The sequence below is a fragment of the [Borrelia] tanukii genome, assembly GCF_030439725.2.
GTDB lineage: Bacteria > Spirochaetota > Spirochaetia > Borreliales > Borreliaceae > Borreliella > Borreliella tanukii.
Map to the genome: position 1 here is coordinate 1 of NZ_CP124034.1, position 18340 is coordinate 18340.

19 protein-coding genes are annotated in these 18340 nt (G+C 27.1%); 10 read left to right on the plus strand and 9 right to left on the minus strand.

Going from position 1 to position 18340, the window contains the following annotated elements; translation table 11 throughout:
- Nucleotides 1-120: 120 nt before the first annotated feature.
- On the plus strand, nucleotides 121-699 hold the full coding sequence (locus QIA27_RS00520; RefSeq protein ID WP_301386594.1) for a hypothetical protein: 579 nt from the start codon (nucleotides 121-123) through the stop codon (nucleotides 697-699).
- A 61-nt stretch (nucleotides 700-760) separates the two neighbouring features.
- Here the strand turns inward: QIA27_RS00520 and QIA27_RS00525 are convergent, their stop codons facing one another.
- Together QIA27_RS00525 and QIA27_RS00530 are read right to left on the minus strand one after the other, a co-directional pair.
- Nucleotides 761-1783 (minus strand): glycoside hydrolase family 3 N-terminal domain-containing protein, encoded by a 1023-nt coding sequence (locus QIA27_RS00525; RefSeq protein WP_301403419.1) that lies wholly within the window; start codon nucleotides 1781-1783, stop codon nucleotides 761-763.
- Nucleotides 1771-3252 carry a UTP--glucose-1-phosphate uridylyltransferase gene (locus QIA27_RS00530; protein WP_301403420.1) on the minus strand — a complete coding sequence of 494 codons (1482 nt, stop codon included), beginning with the start codon at nucleotides 3250-3252 and terminating at the stop codon, nucleotides 1771-1773. Before QIA27_RS00530 ends, QIA27_RS00525 begins: the two co-directional genes overlap by 13 nt.
- Nucleotides 3253-3391: 139 nt before the next feature.
- On the opposite strand from QIA27_RS00530, the gene QIA27_RS00535 reads away from it, so the two are divergent.
- The gene (locus tag QIA27_RS00535) at nucleotides 3392-5179 is read left to right on the plus strand and encodes a phosphoglucomutase (RefSeq protein ID WP_301403421.1); all 1788 of its coding nucleotides are present in this window, start codon (nucleotides 3392-3394) and stop codon (nucleotides 5177-5179) included.
- A 79-nt stretch (nucleotides 5180-5258) separates the two neighbouring features.
- Here the strand turns inward: QIA27_RS00535 and trpS are convergent, their stop codons facing one another.
- The 3 genes from trpS to QIA27_RS00550 form a co-directional block, all read right to left on the minus strand.
- On the minus strand, nucleotides 5259-6305 hold the full coding sequence (gene trpS / locus QIA27_RS00540) for a tryptophan--tRNA ligase (RefSeq protein ID WP_301386166.1): 1047 nt from the start codon (nucleotides 6303-6305) through the stop codon (nucleotides 5259-5261).
- 2 nt (nucleotides 6306-6307) lie between these two features.
- A complete protein-coding gene (locus QIA27_RS00545) occupies nucleotides 6308-7396 on the minus strand; it encodes an AI-2E family transporter (protein WP_301353316.1) in 1089 nt (362 codons plus the stop codon).
- 72 nt (nucleotides 7397-7468) lie between these two features.
- A complete protein-coding gene (locus QIA27_RS00550) occupies nucleotides 7469-8326 on the minus strand; it encodes an HAD family hydrolase (RefSeq protein ID WP_301353317.1) in 858 nt (285 codons plus the stop codon).
- Nucleotides 8327-8441: 115 nt separating this feature from the next.
- Here QIA27_RS00550 and cdaA point away from each other — a divergent pair, with 115 nt between their 5' ends.
- Genes cdaA through priA form a run of 7 tightly spaced genes read left to right on the plus strand, consistent with a single transcriptional unit; the run spans nucleotide 8442 to nucleotide 14755 of the window.
- Entirely contained in the window at nucleotides 8442-9212 is a 771-nt protein-coding gene (gene cdaA, locus QIA27_RS00555; RefSeq protein ID WP_040351322.1) for a diadenylate cyclase CdaA, read from the plus strand.
- Between the two features lie 4 nt (nucleotides 9213-9216).
- Nucleotides 9217-10221 carry a YbbR-like domain-containing protein gene (locus QIA27_RS00560; protein ID WP_301403422.1) on the plus strand — a complete coding sequence of 335 codons (1005 nt, stop codon included), beginning with the start codon at nucleotides 9217-9219 and terminating at the stop codon, nucleotides 10219-10221.
- Nucleotides 10218-10592: a holo-ACP synthase gene (acpS, locus tag QIA27_RS00565; RefSeq protein WP_301386167.1), complete on the plus strand. Its 375-nt coding sequence runs from the start codon at nucleotides 10218-10220 to the stop codon at nucleotides 10590-10592. Before QIA27_RS00560 ends, acpS begins: the two co-directional genes overlap by 4 nt.
- Nucleotides 10593-10595: 3 nt before the next feature.
- The gene (locus QIA27_RS00570) at nucleotides 10596-11435 is read left to right on the plus strand and encodes a DUF2225 domain-containing protein (RefSeq protein ID WP_301403423.1); all 840 of its coding nucleotides are present in this window, start codon (nucleotides 10596-10598) and stop codon (nucleotides 11433-11435) included.
- On the plus strand, nucleotides 11436-12176 hold the full coding sequence (gene truA, locus QIA27_RS00575) for a tRNA pseudouridine(38-40) synthase TruA (protein WP_301403424.1): 741 nt from the start codon (nucleotides 11436-11438) through the stop codon (nucleotides 12174-12176).
- Nucleotides 12169-12774: a uracil-DNA glycosylase family protein gene (locus tag QIA27_RS00580; protein ID WP_301403425.1), complete on the plus strand. Its 606-nt coding sequence runs from the start codon at nucleotides 12169-12171 to the stop codon at nucleotides 12772-12774. The genes truA and QIA27_RS00580 overlap by 8 nt, the downstream gene beginning before the upstream one ends.
- The gene (gene priA, locus QIA27_RS00585) at nucleotides 12767-14755 is read left to right on the plus strand and encodes a replication restart helicase PriA (protein WP_301403426.1); all 1989 of its coding nucleotides are present in this window, start codon (nucleotides 12767-12769) and stop codon (nucleotides 14753-14755) included. The genes QIA27_RS00580 and priA overlap by 8 nt, the downstream gene beginning before the upstream one ends.
- Here priA and udk read toward each other — a convergent pair.
- Both udk and QIA27_RS00595 read right to left on the minus strand, forming a co-directional pair.
- On the minus strand, nucleotides 14752-15372 hold the full coding sequence (udk, locus tag QIA27_RS00590; RefSeq protein ID WP_301353324.1) for a uridine kinase: 621 nt from the start codon (nucleotides 15370-15372) through the stop codon (nucleotides 14752-14754). The two genes, priA and udk, sit on opposite strands and share 4 nt — an antisense overlap.
- A 3-nt stretch (nucleotides 15373-15375) precedes the next feature.
- Nucleotides 15376-15747 carry a rhodanese-like domain-containing protein gene (locus tag QIA27_RS00595; RefSeq protein WP_301403427.1) on the minus strand — a complete coding sequence of 124 codons (372 nt, stop codon included), beginning with the start codon at nucleotides 15745-15747 and terminating at the stop codon, nucleotides 15376-15378.
- 128 nt (nucleotides 15748-15875) lie between these two features.
- Here QIA27_RS00595 and QIA27_RS00600 point away from each other — a divergent pair, with 128 nt between their 5' ends.
- Nucleotides 15876-16838, plus strand: a complete 963-nt coding sequence (locus QIA27_RS00600) for a YitT family protein (RefSeq protein WP_301403428.1) — start codon at nucleotides 15876-15878, stop codon at nucleotides 16836-16838.
- On the opposite strand, the gene QIA27_RS00605 is transcribed toward QIA27_RS00600, so the two are convergent.
- The gene (locus QIA27_RS00605) at nucleotides 16835-17815 is read right to left on the minus strand and encodes an RluA family pseudouridine synthase (RefSeq protein WP_301403429.1); all 981 of its coding nucleotides are present in this window, start codon (nucleotides 17813-17815) and stop codon (nucleotides 16835-16837) included. The two genes, QIA27_RS00600 and QIA27_RS00605, sit on opposite strands and share 4 nt — an antisense overlap.
- Before the next feature lie 6 nt (nucleotides 17816-17821).
- Nucleotides 17822-18334: a hypothetical protein gene (locus QIA27_RS00610; RefSeq protein WP_301403430.1), complete on the minus strand. Its 513-nt coding sequence runs from the start codon at nucleotides 18332-18334 to the stop codon at nucleotides 17822-17824.
- Between the last annotated feature and the right edge of the window lie 6 nt (nucleotides 18335-18340).

The following is an 18340-nucleotide window of genomic DNA, read 5'->3' on the forward strand; positions in this document are numbered from 1 at the left end:
ATAATATTATTTAATTGTATATAAACAGCTTGTTAACTAAAAAAAGAATCAATATAATATAGTTGAAAAACTATCTATATATAATATTATTGTATATAGACAACTTACTTTACTTATAAAATGAAACATACTGCTATTTTATTAATCTTTTTATTAATGTATAATATCAATTTATTTTGTTTTCAAGATAAATTAGCTGCTTCTCACTGGGAATTTCCTAAAGAGGATATAATTAAAAAAAAAATAAAAATAGGTATAGTTTACCACAACTATATAAATCCTATCTTTTATAATGAAGACTATAAATACATTGCCTTTATTGGAATATTAACATCTTATAATGAATGGATTGAAATACAGCTCAGCCCTATAAATTTTTTTACTATTCCAATAAATAAAGATTTTGTTTCAAATAGTTATTTCAATTTAGCTTTCACCATTTACATTACTAAATATTCAATTTTAGCTGATACACTTACTATAAAATTCTTCATTGGGACCCAAATCAATTTAACTCTAAGAACTACTATATTTATAGGAAAAACAACTAATGCATTTCTCTACCCAATCTTTCCCTTAATTGCCTTAAAACTTGAAATTGATTTCATACCTAATAACTATAGCATTTATTATAAATTATCAACTTCTTTTAAAGAATTTATTCTTTTAGATCTAGGAATCTCTATATTTATGCCATAAAAAATTTTTAATAAAATAATTTTCAATTATCTTAAAACCACAAATCTTTAAAACAATTTTACTAAGGAATAAGAACTACATTTACACCTGAACTTAAAGACTTTTTAATAGCATTTTCAATATTAGAAAAACTTTTTGTAATTGCTCCCATATCATAAGAATCTGTCATCATAACACCAGTAATATTTAAATTTTCTCTTATAATATTAACAATACTTTTAGACATACTAGTTATATCTTTGGAAATTTTAGGAACATTTACATGGCCAATCATAATAAATTTAGCAGCCTTACCAAAAACAAACGGTACGAAATTATTTAGCATTAAAAAGCTTTTACTATAAGGCAAAACCGCCAAATGTTTGTGTGTATCTATTGTTGTTCCCCCTAATCCGGGAAAATGTTTAATTGCCGAAAATACTCCATGATTCTGCATACCATCAATAAAAGCTTCTACCATAAGTCCAATACTATAAGCAGAACATTCTCCGAATGTTCTGCTTAGTAATGGGGTATGTGGTGCAAATTTTATGTCGGCAACTGGAGCCATATTTAAATTAATGCCCAGTCTACGCAATTGTTTGGCAAGAACTTCACCAATTTTATAAATAAGATGCAAATCTTTAACACTCCCTACATACTCCATAGCCGGAAAATTATAAACTCCCATTTTTTTATTTTCACCAGCTCTACTAACTATTCCCCCCTCTTCATCAATAGCAATAAAAATATCATGTCCAATATGATTTTTTATTGCACTAATCAGTCCTTTTGTCTGCTCAGCATCTTTTAAATTTTCTCTAAATAAAATTATACCAATAGGATTAATCTTTTTTATTCTATTAATATCATCAGCATTAAGTTCTTGAACATTCTCAGAATTTGTTAAATTTCTAATCCCAATAAATAAGTTTCTATCTTTTAAAATAGTTTGAAAATCGAATTCACCTAAAAATTTCATCAAATCTACAAGATCTGATTTATCCTTGTTAAAATATTCATAATCTATTTCTGGCAAAGATTCTATCGCAAATAAATTTAAACAAACAAAGATAAAAAAGGGTAAAGCTTTCAAAAAGTCCATCTATAACACCCACGCAGCAAACCATAATCTTTTAATAACAAAGCAGAAAGATAACAATCCAAGTCTTTAGTAGCATCATAATTATCAACTCTCTTTCTACTATGACATCTATCTCTACCTTCAAGATAGTCACTATTAAGCAACATATCGATAAATAACTTTGCAGGAAGAAATCTTTTATCTCTATCAACCGTTAAAATTAATGGATTTTTCATTATTTTTAACACTTCCCACGTTATTTGCTCAACCGAAACATATTTACCAATTTCTTTATCTTGCTCTATAACTCTAATGGGCATTTTTTCTATTATTTCATCAATATTTTTTATTAAATACTCTAAATTAAAAAGTCCAGTAGCGCAATTAAATAATAGCTTATTGCCCTTATTCTCAAATTCTTGTATAGTCTCTAAAGAAATCCCTCCACCAATATCAACACAAGTTAAGCAATCTTCACTATTTACTGCCAATACTCCCCCCTTAAAATCTGTCTTACTTTTAAAACTAAATTCAAATCCAGAAGAACAATTGGTCAAAGCCATTACAGCAAGTGCTTTAAAATTAATTGTAAAGCCCATATTATCAACATTACCAATGTATATGAATCTTTTTCCAGATTCATAAAGCTGCAAATAAATATCTTTTAAAATTTTAAAATTTTGACCATGACCGGCAGGCAAAGCTAAAATCGAATTATCATTTTTATTATCCTTGATAGTAAAATATCGATAACTAGAGTTATTCAGTTTTTCATAACAATAAACTAAAGGTTGAACAGCTGTAAAAATATCTTCTTTTTTAAAATTGCAAAAATTTACACTTTTAATCAAATCATCTACAAATAAATCATCCAAAAATTTCGAAATAAATTCATCCGTTTTGCAACTAGTCATTTGAAATATTGAAGGCTTAATTCTTCTACCATAAAAAGATTCATATCTTTTAGCAACCATTAAAAGGTGCCTGATTTTCAAAGCCAAAAATGAAAATCCAGAACTACCATCTTTGTTAATATAAGCTGGGGTTATGCCCTTTGGGAATTCTCCAAATTTTTCTTTAAATTCAAGTATTTTAGATTCATACCGCATATATAAATCTTCATTTAATCCCCCCCTATTTTTAGATAAATCAAAATAACTTGTTGCAGAGCCCCCATTTAAGATTCCAAAAGAAAGATATGGAAAAAGAGTAAGTCCCAAATTTTCAAGATCAGAAGAAGAAAAAATATAACAATCACCTTCTTCTGAATACAAAAACTTAGAAAAATCATAAAAATATTTTTTTAAATTATCTTCAACCAAACCTTTGTCAAACTTAAACTTCGAAATTTTATCCGAAATATTAAAAATATTTTCATGATTATCACACGGGAAATATTTAATGGATTCAAAATTATTAGTCCCTATCTCACCAGAATTAAGTTTTTCAAGTATCATTTCAGAAAAAATTTTATCAACTTTAACATTCATCAGTAAAAACTAAACCCCTTAAGATAAAGCTTTTAATATAAGCAAAAAACAAAATTTTTAAGTATAATAATATAAGCGACCATATTATTGATTAATTATAGCAATAATATGGCTGAAATATCAATGAGAAGAAATTTACATGCTTAAACAATATTCACTTAACATAAAAAATTTTAAAAAAGCTTTTGACGAGATGATATTTTCTCCTTCAGGATTTAGAAAAATTTTTGCAAAATCAAAAAACGAAGATTCAACAGAAAATGAAATAGGCAATGAAGATAAAGTACTAATAGCGCTAATAATCTTCACAATATCAAATTATTTTAAAAATGAATCCAAGCCCTATATTGGATTAGGATTAGACTCAAGACCTACCGGCAATATTATTGCAGAAATAACAATCAAAATATTAATAGCAAGCAAAGAAAAGATTAAGTTTTTTGGTATACTTCCAATAACTGAAATTTTAGCTTGTACGAAAAACAGTAAAGATTTAAAAGGCTTCATTTATATCTCTGCAAGCCATAATCCGATAGGGTACAATGGAATAAAAATAGGGTTAAACGATGGTGGTGTACTAAATTCTTCAAAAGCCCATGAAATAATAAAACAAATTAAAAATAATAGCCAAAATGAAAAGTTAATAAACCATTTAATTAATGCTCTAAATAAATTTGATGAAGATAAATCCTATTTAGAGCGTTATAACAAAACGATAAAATTAGAAATAAAAAATAAAAACCAATCTTACGAAGCATATAAATCATTAATACATGAAATAGCATATGAAAACGATATTAACAATAAGAATATCGAAATTTTTAAAAAAAGAATACTAAAAAATCCAATTGGAATAATAGCAGAAATGAATGGAAGCTCTAGAATTAATTCAATAGATAAAGAATTAATAAAATCTTTGGGATTAAAAATAGAATCATATAATGACAAAATAGGCATTTTTAAGCATAATATTATTCCTGAAGGAAAATCTTTAAATGAATGCAAAAAACTACTACAAAAAAAATATATACAAGACAATTCTTTTGAGCTAGGATATGTACCAGATTGTGATGGAGATAGAGGCAATCTAGTGTTTATAGACAAAGCCACAAATACTGCAAACATTATTGAAGCACAAAAAATATTTGCACTTGTAGTAATTTCAGAGCTCAGTTATCTTCATTATACAGGAATAAAAAATAACATAGCAATAGTAACTAATGATGCAACATCTTTAAATATTGAAAAAATTGCAAATTTTTTCAACGCCAAAGTTTATAGAGTAGAAGTTGGAGAAGCCAATCTAACAGAAATGGCAGATGATTTAAGAGCCCAAGGATTGATTGTAAAAATTTCAGGAGAGGGCTCAAATGGGGGTTGCATAATATATCCTTCAAGAGTAAGAGACCCAATTACTACTCTACTTAGTATTGTAAAATTATTAAAAATGAAAGAACTTTACCAAATATGGTGTAAATTGTCTAAAAACTACTATAAAGAAAAATATAGCTTAAAAGATATTTTAAATACAACAAATTTTTATAGCAATGTAATAGTATCATCCAAGAAAGCCAATTTAACAAATCTAAAAATAGAAAATCAAGAAATTTTAAAAAGAAATTATGAAAATCTATTGATTAAAGAGATAAAAAGCAATAAGTTATTTCAAGAATTATCAATAGTTGATTATGAAATTATTAACTATGAAGGCAAAAGACAATCTAAGATAAGAACAGGAGATGCCTCAGGAGGATTAAAGGTGCTGTTAAAAACTGATAAAGAAATTGTTGCAACATTATGGATGAGAATCTCAAAAACAGAGCCAGTAACAAGAGTGCTCAGCGAAGTTATTTATACAAAAAGAAACATTTTGTTCAAGCTACTAGAATTTAATAAAAACTTAATTAAAAAGGCAAATCTATTATAATAATTATTAATATTGTTTGATTTAAATAATAAGTTCATCACCACTATAAGTTTAACATAAAATCAATAATTTTCATTCTTCATTTTTTATTTTTTTCAACACTATATTTTATTCCATTCCAAGTTTTTGAAAGACCTATTAAATCTTTAACATCTTTTATTACTTTATTTGCAATAAACCTTGCCTTGCTAGTGCCATCAAAAATGATTTCATCAACGTAATCTTTTTTTTTGGCCTCATAAAAACTCCTTTTATCCCTTATTGGCTTTAAAAAGCTATTTAAAGCTAAAAACAATTTTTTCTTAACTTCAACATCACCCACTTTACCCTTCTTATATCTACTTTTAAGATCTTCAACTTCTTCATGATTACTATTAAAAATACTGTGATAAATAAAAACGGGATTACCTTCAACATTGCCAGGAACATCTGCCCTTATTCTATTTGGATCTGTATACATAGACATAATTTTTTTTTCTAACAAATTTTCATCATCGTTTAAAAAAATTGCATTATCAAGACTCTTGCTCATTTTATTTTTGCCGTAAATACCCACCAAAGGACGAGAATCCGTGAAAACAGATTCGGGTATTGGGAAAAAATTATTTTTGTACAAATGATTAAACCTTCTTGCAAGTTCTCTTGCAAATTCAATATGAGATTCATTATCACGCCCAACGGGAACCAAATTTGCTTTTGCCATTAAAATATCTGCACTCATAAGAACAGGATATCCTAAAAGGCCATAAGGAATCTCTTTAAGTCCAGCCGCAATGCTCATATCCTTTATACTTGGAATCCTTTGCAAACGCGCAACAGTAACAATCATTGAAAATATTAAATAAAGTTCAAAGAGCTCGGGTATGGCTGATTGCAAATATATACTAACCTTATCAGGATCAATCCCGCAAGCAAGATAATCTAAAACCATTTCCCTAACGTTAAAAGGTATTGTATTGATGCTTTTCAAATCGGGTTTTGTAGTCAAAGTGTGCAAATCGGCTATAATAAAATATGTTTCATACTCTTCTTGAAATTTCAACCGATTTACTACAGATCCCACATAGTGCCCTAAATGAAGAGCACCAGTAGGTCTATCTCCCGTAAGCATAACCTTTCTTTTCAAAATCAAATCTCCTTATCTTTGACTGAAACATGACTAATATTGCTTAAAATCTCAGAACCACCTAAAAATACAGAAAAAGACTTTAACCAACTTACATTATCAACTATTACCTTTACAATCACAGTAAAAGGATAAGCTATTAAAAGGCCTACAATACCCCAAAGCCATCCCCAAAAAAACAAAAAACATAAGAGCAAAAATGGTGAAATATCAAGTCTTTTCCCCTGCATTTTTGGCTCAAGAATATTGCCAATTAACATTTGAACAGAAGTATTATATATAAAAATATAAAGCACTATGTTTAAATTTGGGTAAAATTGAATCAAAGATGTTATTACAATAAAGAACACAGCCAATATAGACCCAATGCTGGGAATAAAATTAAAAACAAAAGTAAGAACTGCCCAAACAAGAGGAAAATCTTGGCCAAACAAAGTTAATCCAATAAATACTAAAATGCCTGTTAAGCAACTCACAAGAATCTTTATTCCCAAATATTTGCCAATTTGATTATTAATCGTATCTAGAGCCTCAATAAATCTAGTAGATACTGGCTTTTTAAAAGCTTTATCAAGTTTCATCCCAAAAACATGTATTTCTGAAAGCAAAAAATACAACAACAAAAAGACTATTACTAAGCTACTTGTAAATCCAATAATCTCATTAGAAGCTCTTGTTAAAAATGGATAAATGTAACCAGAAAAATTCATGTCATTAATAACAGAGCTATCAATTTTATAACGACTAAGCACATCTTTCATGATAAATGCCAATTGATTTTGATAGTAGGGCAATTGCTTCATTAAAACAGTAACACTGTAATAAACAAAATTAAAAATCAAATAAGAAAAAGAAAACAACAAAAAAAATATAATAAAAACTATTAAAAATTTTGGAACTTTGAATTTTGCCAAAAAAGTATAAACGGGATAAACTAAAAATCCTAACACTATGGAAATAGCCAAAGGTTTAAATACGGCTTCTGCTATTTTAAAAACCCCAATAAATATTAAAACTATGACAATAAAATAAAAAACAGATTCTACTCTCCAAGGCCTTAACCCTTGATTTGTATTTAAATCTTTAAACATATCCCCTCTTTTCGGTTTTTTTACTACTTTTATCAACTAAACAAAAGTAAGCTAAAAGTAAATTAAATGAATTTACACACTCAAGCAAATTTTCTCCATTATCCAATTATACAATTTAGTGCCCTTACTATAATTGGCCTCAGCAAAATCTCCCACTCTATTCTCATAAAACAATTTTTTTGCATTTGCATCATTTCCATGATACACTGTCAAGGTATTTTTACAATGATTTAAAATATTATTTAAGATTTCAAATGCCGGAATATCACTAAATCCATCTGCAATGTAGAATATATTTTTAAAAGGAATTTGCCTTTTACTCTTTGGCACTCTCTCATTAACCTTCTCATAAGACCCTTTATTGATTTCAAAAATAACTCTGGTTTTTATTGTATGATCTACAAAGTAGCAAACACTGCTTAAAACCTTATTTTTAGAAAATTTATCATCTCTAAGTTCATAAAAAGGCATCAAATACGAGTCTATAAACTCACATGCCCACACTTTGCTAACATAAGGTGCAATTTTGCTTCCCAAAATCATTTGCCTAAATCCGCTTGAAACAATATAAATCTTAACCTGCGAATTATTATTTTCCAACTTCTTATTTATTTCAGATATCTCATCAAATAAATCAATAACCCCTTCAAAAAATCTTAACTTAGCACCTAAATTAAATAATACTCTATTATCCAGACTTTTTAAAACGCCTTCTCTTACATAGGTTAAAAAATGGGATAAATATATCATTTCATTAGAAATGATATTGTAACCATTTTGCTTATAAACGTATTCTAAACTTTCAACTTCTTTCCAAAAGGAACAAGAATCAACACAATACTCATCAAATAGAACTTGCTGCATATTGCCATAAATAAGAGTATTATCAAAATCAAATATTAAAGCTATAATGTTTTCTCTTTCATTCATAAATTCAAAAACAATTTAATTTAATTATAAATTGTGCTTATTTATATATTTTATATTATACTAATATAGATTAATAAGTACAGTTATTTTAGCATTGAGATTGAATATAGAATTTATGATAGACATAAATGATTTAAATCAAATAAAAGATACTTTTTCAAGAATTTTAGACCTAAGCTTAATTAGTATCTTGGTATACTACATATATAAAAACGTGATCAATTCTTATTCTACAAATCTATTAAAAGGGATGTTGATCCTTATCTCTATAGGAATTATCTCCTATTATTTAAATCTCTATACCATTAGTTGGCTGTTAAATTATATAGCCAATATATTGCCAATAGCAATAGTCATACTTTTTAATCAAGAAATAAAAAAAATAATAATGCAAATTGGAAATTTCAATTTAGCTTTTAAGCTTTCAAATAAAAAAGAAGAAACTTTAAAAGTTATTTCTGAAATCCTAAAAGCCGTTAAACACCTGTCTGAAAACAAATCTGGCAGCCTAATATGCATCGAAAAAAAAATACAGCTGGAGCAAATAATAAACAAGGGAACTAAAATTGATGCACTAATATCTAGCGAACTATTAATATCACTATTTGAGCGCGAAACCCCTCTTCACGACGGAGCTGTAATAATCAGCAAAAATAAATTAAAATATGCAGGCTCATTTTTACCATTATCTAATGTTGATTCTATTAGCAAAGCATTTGGAACAAGGCATAGAGCGGGGCTTGGGATTTCTGAAAATTCTGACGCAATAACAATAATAACCTCCGAAGAGACCGGGTCTATTTCAATTACAACCAATGCAAAACTGGAATACAATTTAAGCTTAAATGAAATTAGAAATAAATTGAATCTAGAGCTAATAGAGTAAAATAATGAAAATAAGCAAAAAAATAACAAACATAATAAAGTTACTATTTGACGATTGGCAAAATAAAGCTATTTCCATTTTAATAGCTATTCTAATGTTTGTAGCATTTAATTTCAATAAAATAGAATCAATAACAACTGAAAAAGAATTCAACATTATCTTAAATGATCAAATAGCTCTCGGAAAAATTCCCGACTTTAGCAAAGTCAAAATTACAATAAAAGTCAACAAAGATGATTTAAAATACCTTGATCTTAATAAAATAATATTATTTATTGAAGCATCAAAAATAACGATTCCTGGAAAATATAAACTACCAATAAAAATAAAAAATCTTAACTCAATACACATTGCAGAATATAAACTTTCAAAAACAAATGTATTGCTAAATCTTGATAATAAAATCTCTAAATCAGTTAAAATAGAGCCTAAGTTTAAACTTATAGAAAGAGATGGTAAGGGAGAATATTTTATTGCAAAATACAATATCCTGCCTGAACATTTATTAGTATGTGGCCCTGAACAAGAACTCAAAAAAATAAACACTATTCAAACCAACGTAAAAGAGTTTGATACAAGAACCCTATTTGTATCAGATTATCTTGAAGTGGTTTCTCCAAACCCCCTAGTTATGCTTGAAAAAAGTCATGTGGTAATCAATATTTATTTAAACAAAAAATATTCAAACACAACAATAAAATCTCCTAATCTTATTTTCAACAATCTTAAAAATGGTCTTGAGATCAAAGATAAAGAAAAAATAATAAGCTCAGAAAACAAAATGTTTGTAAAAATAAAAACAAGACTTTCTGAAAAACAAATTAAAACCCATATAAATAATCAAAATATAAGCCTTGCTTTTGACCTAGCAAATATAAAAGCCCCCGGGATTTACAACATTGCCACAAATATAATTCTTAAAGAGAATATCAATGAAACAGAAATATATGATTATGAACCCAAAAAAATAAAACTAGAAATAATTGAAAGCTCAGAGATCAAACCATGAAGTCAATAGGATGTGATATAATAAAAGTTGAAAGATTCAAAAATTTTTTAGAAAATAAAAAAAAAATGGAAAGATTCTTTACACATAAAGAAATTGAAAATTTCAAATTAAAAGGTGGTAGCATTTTAGAAAGTTTGGCTGGAAAATTTGCAGCTAAAGAATCTTTAATTAAAGCATTAAGTCCACTGTTGCAATATAAACTACGTTATGGCCTTAAAGATATTGAGGTAATAAAATCTTTAAAAGGAAATGCAAACTTTTGCTTGCATAATGAAATTGAAAAATTTGTAATAAAAATGAATTTAAAGCTACACCTAACAATATCCCATGAAAAGGAGTACGCTATTGCATTTGTAATGGTAGAAAATTAATTCATGAAAAAAATATCATATTTTACAAAAGAAAAAATTGAATGCCCTATATGCTATTTTAAATTTCAAAAAGAAGAACTTTTTACCGGAAGTAGCAGACTAATAGCGGGAGAGTTAAAAATTGATCTAAAAAGAGAATATATAAAAAACGACAAATATGGCAATATTTATCCTAGAATATATTCTGTAACAGTATGTCCAAAATGCTACTTTGCAGCATTTCCAGGCGAATTCAATTCAATCCCTAAAAACAAAAAAGAAATTTTGCAAAATAAAAAATCCGAAAGAAAAAAAATAACTGAGATTTTTGATGGTATGATCAACTTTAGCAAATCTAGAACATTAAAAGAAGGAGCTGCAAGTTATATTCTTGCTATGCTATGTTATGAGCATCTTGAGAAGAATTATAACCCCACGTTAAATCAAGCAAAATCAGCAATAAGAGCTGCTTGGACATTTGAAGACCTTGAAAAAGAAGAACCAAACAAAAACTACAATTATCTTCAAAAAATATTTTACCATAAAGCTGCATATCTTTATAAACTAGTTATAGAAAAAGACAAAGGCAATTCAGAACCTATTAGTGCATCAACCATATTTGGCCCAGATACAGATAAAAATTATGGCTATGACAGTGTTCTCTACTTATCAGGTCTTTTAGAATACTTTTATGGCAATAAAGACAATAAAGAATACAGATACAAACAATTAAACGACATAAAAACCACTCTTTCTAAAATAGCAGGAATGGGCAAATCTTCAAAAGAAAAGCCTTCAATACTTTTAGATAAAATCAAAGAAGTTTACTTTAAAATATCAAAGGAAATGAAAAATCTTAAATAAATGAAAAAAATATTAGCTGAGATCGCTTATGACGGATCTATGTACCATGGATTTCAAATACAACCCAAAAAGCCTACGGTTCAAGGAGAAATTGAACAAGCTCTAATGAAAATCAACAAAAAAAAAATAAAAATCCATTCATCTGGAAGAACAGATAAAGGAGTTCATGCAAAAAGACAAATAATAACTTTTGATATAAATATCAATATTCCGATAAACAATTTAAAAAAAGCTTTAAATGCAATATTATTAAAAACCAGTATAAAAATACTAAAACTCAAGTACGTGAAAAGTTCATTTCATCCACGTTTTAACGCTAAAAAAAGAAAATACAGTTATTGTATATTAAACAGCGATAACTACTATCCCTGGGAAGGCTATCAAGCTCACTATGTAAACAAAAAACTAAACATTAGCAATTTAAACAAAATGGCTAAAATATTAATTGGAAACCATGATTTTACCACATTTTCATGCATAAAAGATAAAAGCAAATCCAAATTTAGGCATATACATTTTGCTAAATTTAAAAAAAGAGGGAAATATATTATTTTTGAAATAATAGGATCTTCTTTTTTGTGGAAAATGGTAAGATCAATAATAGGTACAATGCTGGATATCGAAATAAAAAACGAATCAATTTCTATTTTTGAAGCAATACTAAAATCAAAAAATAGAAACCTTGCAAGAACAACTGCACCCGCAAATGCTTTATTTTTAGATAAGGTTTACTATGAATAATAATATTTTAACTAAAAAACTTTTTTTACTTAAAATATTGAAAAATAATATTGAAGGCAAAATTACAGAAAATTTTGAAAAAATAGATAATGAGATTAAACAAGAAATAGAAAAAGTTAAAAGTGTTAAAATTTATCAAAAAAATGAAAATAGTAAACAAATTACAGAAATACCCATAAAAACCAAAAATTTAATGAACCTATTACCAAATAATAGTTTACAAGAAAAAAGCAACAACAATCATCATCATATCATAATATATATAAATAAAAACTATCTCAACGAACCTTCAAGGGATATTATAACAAAATGGTGCAAAAGCATAAACATACACAATTATAAAATAATAGACACTATTGAATCACTTAACTTAGAAATCAGCAATAAAAACCTTAAAGCAATTTTATCTTGCGAAGAAATAGATTTTTTCTTAAATCAACCGTTAAGAATTCAAATTGTAAGGGGAATAGAACTAAGATTTAAAGGTATTCCATTAGTTTTTACACACCTTCCCACAAATCAAATAAAAAATCCAGAATTAAAAAAAGAAATATGGCAAGATTTAAAAATAATAAAAGGCATAATAAAATATGGTTGAACACCATCACTCAACTTATTACTATGAAATTGCAATAAATATTCCTTTAAATAAACTTTTTTTTTACAAGTTTAACTTGAATCTAGAAATTGGAATAAGAGTAATGGTTAACTTTAATGGCTCCAATAAAATTGGAATAATTATTAAAAAATATTTTGAAAACGAATTTAAAGAAAAGTTTGAATTCAAAATAAAAGAAATTATTAAAATACTAGATAAAACTAAAATAATAACAGAGCATAACATTGATTTAGCACATTGGATTAGTAAAAAAACATTTTCGGGATTTGGAGAAACTTTATTCTTTGGGTTGCCCAAAAATTCAAAATCTAAAAAAAATCAAACATTGCCTTCAAATGAGCATACGTATCCGGATTATAAAAATCGCCTTCAACTAAACAACGAACAACAAAATATTTACAAAGAAATTATTGAATCAGAAAAAATTGATGTTTTTTACCTTTTTGGAATACCTGGATCTGGAAAAACTGAAATATTTATCAAATTGTGTGAACATTACTTAACACTAGAACAACAAGTACTTTTCTTGATTCCCGAAATATCATTAGGATATCAAATAATAAAAAGAATAAAACATGCATTAAATGTGCACCATGATAAAATTCATGAATATAACTCTAAAGTTCCAAATTCTAGTAAAAATTTAATATGGAATAAAGTTAAAAATGGAGAAAGCCTGATTGTTATTGGCATTAAAAGTGTACTAATGCTACCTTTTACCAAATTAAAATTAATAATTATGGACGAAGAACACGAAAATACATACAAATCTGAAAATACTCCAAGATTTCACTCAAGACACATATCATTTTTTTTGCAAAAAAAATTTAATGCTAAATTTATAATGGGAAGCGCAACGCCTTCTCTTGAAGCATACTACGCAATGAAACATAACCAAATAAAAAAAATATCAATGCAAAACAAATTCTCTCAAAGCAAAATAGAAGATATAAAAATAATAAATATGAAAAAAGAACCTAGCACAATTTCATCAGAACTGTTATACAGTATACAAAAAAGTTTAAATGAAAAAAGACAATCTTTAATTTTCATTAACAAAAGAGGATATCTGAAAAATCTCGAATGCAACGAATGCGGACATACAATTTGTTGCCCCAATTGCTCATTTGGTCTGATTTACCACAAAAAAGAAAACAAACTTTTATGCCACTATTGTAGTTATAAAACAAAAACAACAAGCCATTGCCCCCAATGCAAATCAAAAGACATTAAATATAAAACTTATGGAATTCAACTTGTTGAAAAAGAATTAAAAAAGTTTTTGCCAAATGCAAAAATTGCAAGAATAGATTCCGATATTACAAAAATAGAAAATATAGATTCAATAAGCAAGTTTGAAAACAAAGAAATAGATATACTTATCGGGACACAAATCATTGCAAAAGGATTTAATTTTGAAAATATAAAAACATTGGGTATAATCAACGCAGACATTGGAATGGGATTGCCTGATTTCAGAAGTAGCGAAAGAATTTTTACAACACTCTCACAGATTATGGGAAGAGCCGCAAGATTTAAAGATGACAACACAATTATCATACAAACAAAAAATCCCAATTATTATGCCATAAAGTATGCTTATAAGCACCAATATGAACAATTTTACGAACAAGAACTAGATATACGAAAAAAATTAAACTATCCTCCATTTAACAAAATTATTAGAATAATATTTAGAAGCAAAAATGAAGAATCTGTTAAACAAAAATGTTGGGAATTTTTTGAAAAATCTAAAGAATTTTTACAAGAAGGGATTGAACATTTAGGCCCGTCAGAAGCTATTATGAAAAAAATATCTAAAAATTACAGATACAATATAATATACTTGTCAAAATCCTACAGTTTACTTGAAGAACTAGTTAACAAGACAAGAGAAAAGATAAAAATAACAAATACTGTTTACATTGAAATAGATTATTATCCAATATCATTAATTTAGATGAAATCTAGCCCTTCTTTACTTAAAGACTTAAGGAACGTTGAAAGCACATAAAGCGCTTTATCATTATGTCCCCCCTCGGGAATAATAAGATCAGCATATTCTTTGGTAGGCTCAATAAACCTATAATAACCCCATCTAGTAGTGTTCAAATACTGATCAATAACAGACTCTAAAGTACGACCTCTTTTAGAAATATCTCTCCTTAAGCGCCTAATAAATCTAATATCATTTGGGGTGTCAATGTATATTTTAAGATCTATTAAATTTCTCACTCTCTCTTCAACAAAAATCATAATACCTTCAACAATAACAACAGGGGTTGGAACAACCAAAACAGTTTTAAGTTGTCTTTTATGATTAATAAAGTCGTAAAGAGGCATATCTATTGGGTTATTTTTTTTTAAATTTTTCAAATGTTCATAAAACAAATTATTATCAAAAGCATCTGGATGATCAAAATTTACTTTAGAAAACTCATGTTCATAATCACCCACACTCTTATAGTAATTATCTTGAGAAATAAGGACAAACTCTGGAATAAACTCACTAATCTTGCTCACAACTGTAGTTTTTCCACTTCCAGAACCACCAGATATCCCAATAATTTTAGCCATCAATCAACTTCTTTTTTTTTCTGTTTGTGGCATGTCTTTCAAAGTACCAGCAACAAACACATTCTTAAATCCCATGCTTTTTAAAACTTTTTTAGCCTCGTAAGACTTATTAAAACTTTTACCATAAACAATTATTTGGGACTCAAAATCGCCCAATTTATCCTTTTTAGCAAATAAATTATTAAAGGGAATATTAATTGATTTCAAATAATGAGACTTACTATATTCTTTGGGAGATCGAATATCCAAAATTTTTGCTCCATTTTTTATTTTTTCCAGCAAAAATAGATTAACCCTTTTCATCCTAAGGATAATAAAAAACCAAATATAAAAAAAAAGCAGAACCAGTAATATTATAAATTTTGCATAATTCATCGCCATAGTTTTATGAACATAATATCAAAAAAAATAAAAAAAGAGAAGAAAATTGTTTTTTTTGCAAAATTAATATAGAATTCAAGTAAATTATTAACTTATAGCTTAAAAGTAAATCTAACGTTAAGATGAAAAAGAAAAAAAAGATTCATTATCGTAGAATTAAAAAAAAACTCAAACTATTATTCATAATACTAGCAAAAAAATTAAAAACTATAATTAAAAATCCCAAATTAATATTTAATAGCACAATACAAATAGCTTTAGGCTCTGCACTAATGGCAATTTCCACAAATGTTTTATATATTCCTCATGGACTTCTTAGTGGAGGAATTGGGGGTATTGCATTAATGCTGCATTACTTATTAAGCTTCAATTTAGGGTGGACAATATTTGCATTAAACATTCCATTATTTATTATTGGAATAAGATTTTTAAATATAACATTCATCATTCAAAGTTGGATTGCAATGGGATTATATTCTATTATCATAAACTATTCCCAGTTTTTACAAAATAAAATACATCTTAACGATATGATGCTGGTATCAATACTAGCTGGACTTATTTCCGGACTTGGACTTGGACTAATATTTAAAGGTAAAGGATCTTCAGGGGGATCAGATATAATTGCGATGATCATTAAAGAAAAATATTCAATTAGTATTGGAACAACAAACTTCATAGTTAATCTAGCAGTATTAATACTTGCAACCTTTTTCTTTAATATTGAAATTGCTCTTTATACACTAATAGCATCCTTTGTAACATCTATCATGACAGATAAAACAAGCACCGGATTTGGTAATCAAAAAGCAATATTAATCATTTCAGATAAAGGAAAAGAAATTGCTTATCTTCTCACAAACAAGTTAAAATTAGGCGCTACATTAATAGACGGAAAGGGAGCTTGGGCAGGAACAGAAAAAACTATAGTATTTATAGTGGTTCCAATAATGCGCTTGTCAAGAATTAAGTATATATCACAAAAAATTGATCCAAATTGTTTCATTACTGTTATTAACACTAATGAAATCACTGGAGGCAAAATAATAAACTCAATCTCATTAAAACAAGAAATTTTAAATTAAAAATCTTTTAAAAAGAGAACCAAATTATCAATAATCAAATTCAATTCATCTTTCTTGTAAAAATTTGACAAAAAAATAACAAATCTTTTGGGAAATTCAGAAATAAATTTCTCTAAAGAATTTTTTCCAACATCAATTTCAAGCTTATAAGAATGCAGCATTAAAGTTATTTTTTTAAAACTGCCATCAACTCTGCCATAAACCTCATCTCCCAATATTGGAAAATTAAGATATTTCATATGCACTCTCAATTGATGTGTACGACCGGTTTTAGGTTTTAAAGCTAAAAGAGAATATCCCCCAAAATTGAGCAACAATCTATATTCCGTTAATGCTTTTTTACCTCTATCTTTAGAAACACTAAATTTTTTCCTATTATATTTATCTCTATCTATAAAAGATTCAATACTTCCAGAAAAACTATTAAAATTACCCTTAACAATTGCAATGTAAACTTTATTTGTCCTTTTATCTTTAAACTGCTGAGCCAAAACCCTCAAAGTATTAGTGTTTTTTGCACAAATTAGCACTCCAGAAGTATCTTTGTCTAATCTATGAACAATTCCAGGTCTAATTTTTTCTTCATTAAAATCAATTTTCAAGCTTTTTATATGGTATAAAAGAAAATTTACAACAGTATCATCCCAATGTGATATTCCGGGATGACTTAAAATTCCTTGCGGTTTATTCAAAACAATAATATTAGAATCTTCATAAATTATAGTAATAGGAATATTGTTGGGCTTAAGGCAATTAATTTGACTAATCTCTTCGTCAAATTCAATCATCATTTCATCGTCCTTAAAAACAGGCTTAGACAATTTTATCTTAAAAAATTTTCCATCACTCTTTTTAAAAGCTTCTACATTTCTTCTTTTAATCTGACTTCTAGTAAAAAATTCCAAATTGCTTGATAAATAAAGATCCAATCTTAAAGCATTTTCTTTAACAGTAAATTCTTTCTTAAGCCTTATCATGTGTTGTCACTGAAGAAAATAATCAATCAAGGCAATAGTTAGTGCAACTATAGCCCCAACGGAAGCTGAAATAACAAATTTTTTATAAATTTCATCTTTTGAAAAATTAGGACCATTTGAAAAAGGATATGGAATGTAATTTGCATTCATTCCGCTATAAAAATAGTATCCTACATCAAAAAAAAACAAGCTCAAAAATAAAACTATCGGGAAAGATCCAATACTAATAGCTGAAAACCTAAATAAATCTTTTGCTGATTTTGACTCAAGATCATTCTCAAGATTTAAAGCTTTATTTTCTTGAATATTCTTGTAAAGAAAAGAATCGTCCTTATCAACAACAAGAATATTATTTTTTTCATGAGTAACAAAGTTGCCACTGGAAGTTAATTTATCTTGCAATGGCAAATTTTTGGCAATACTTAACTTTAAATAATTAAAATTTAGCTTGAAATAATCAAGTGATTTTGAATAAACATTCAAAACACTGAAAAACAACAACAAGCTTCCAATAAGCATAAATTT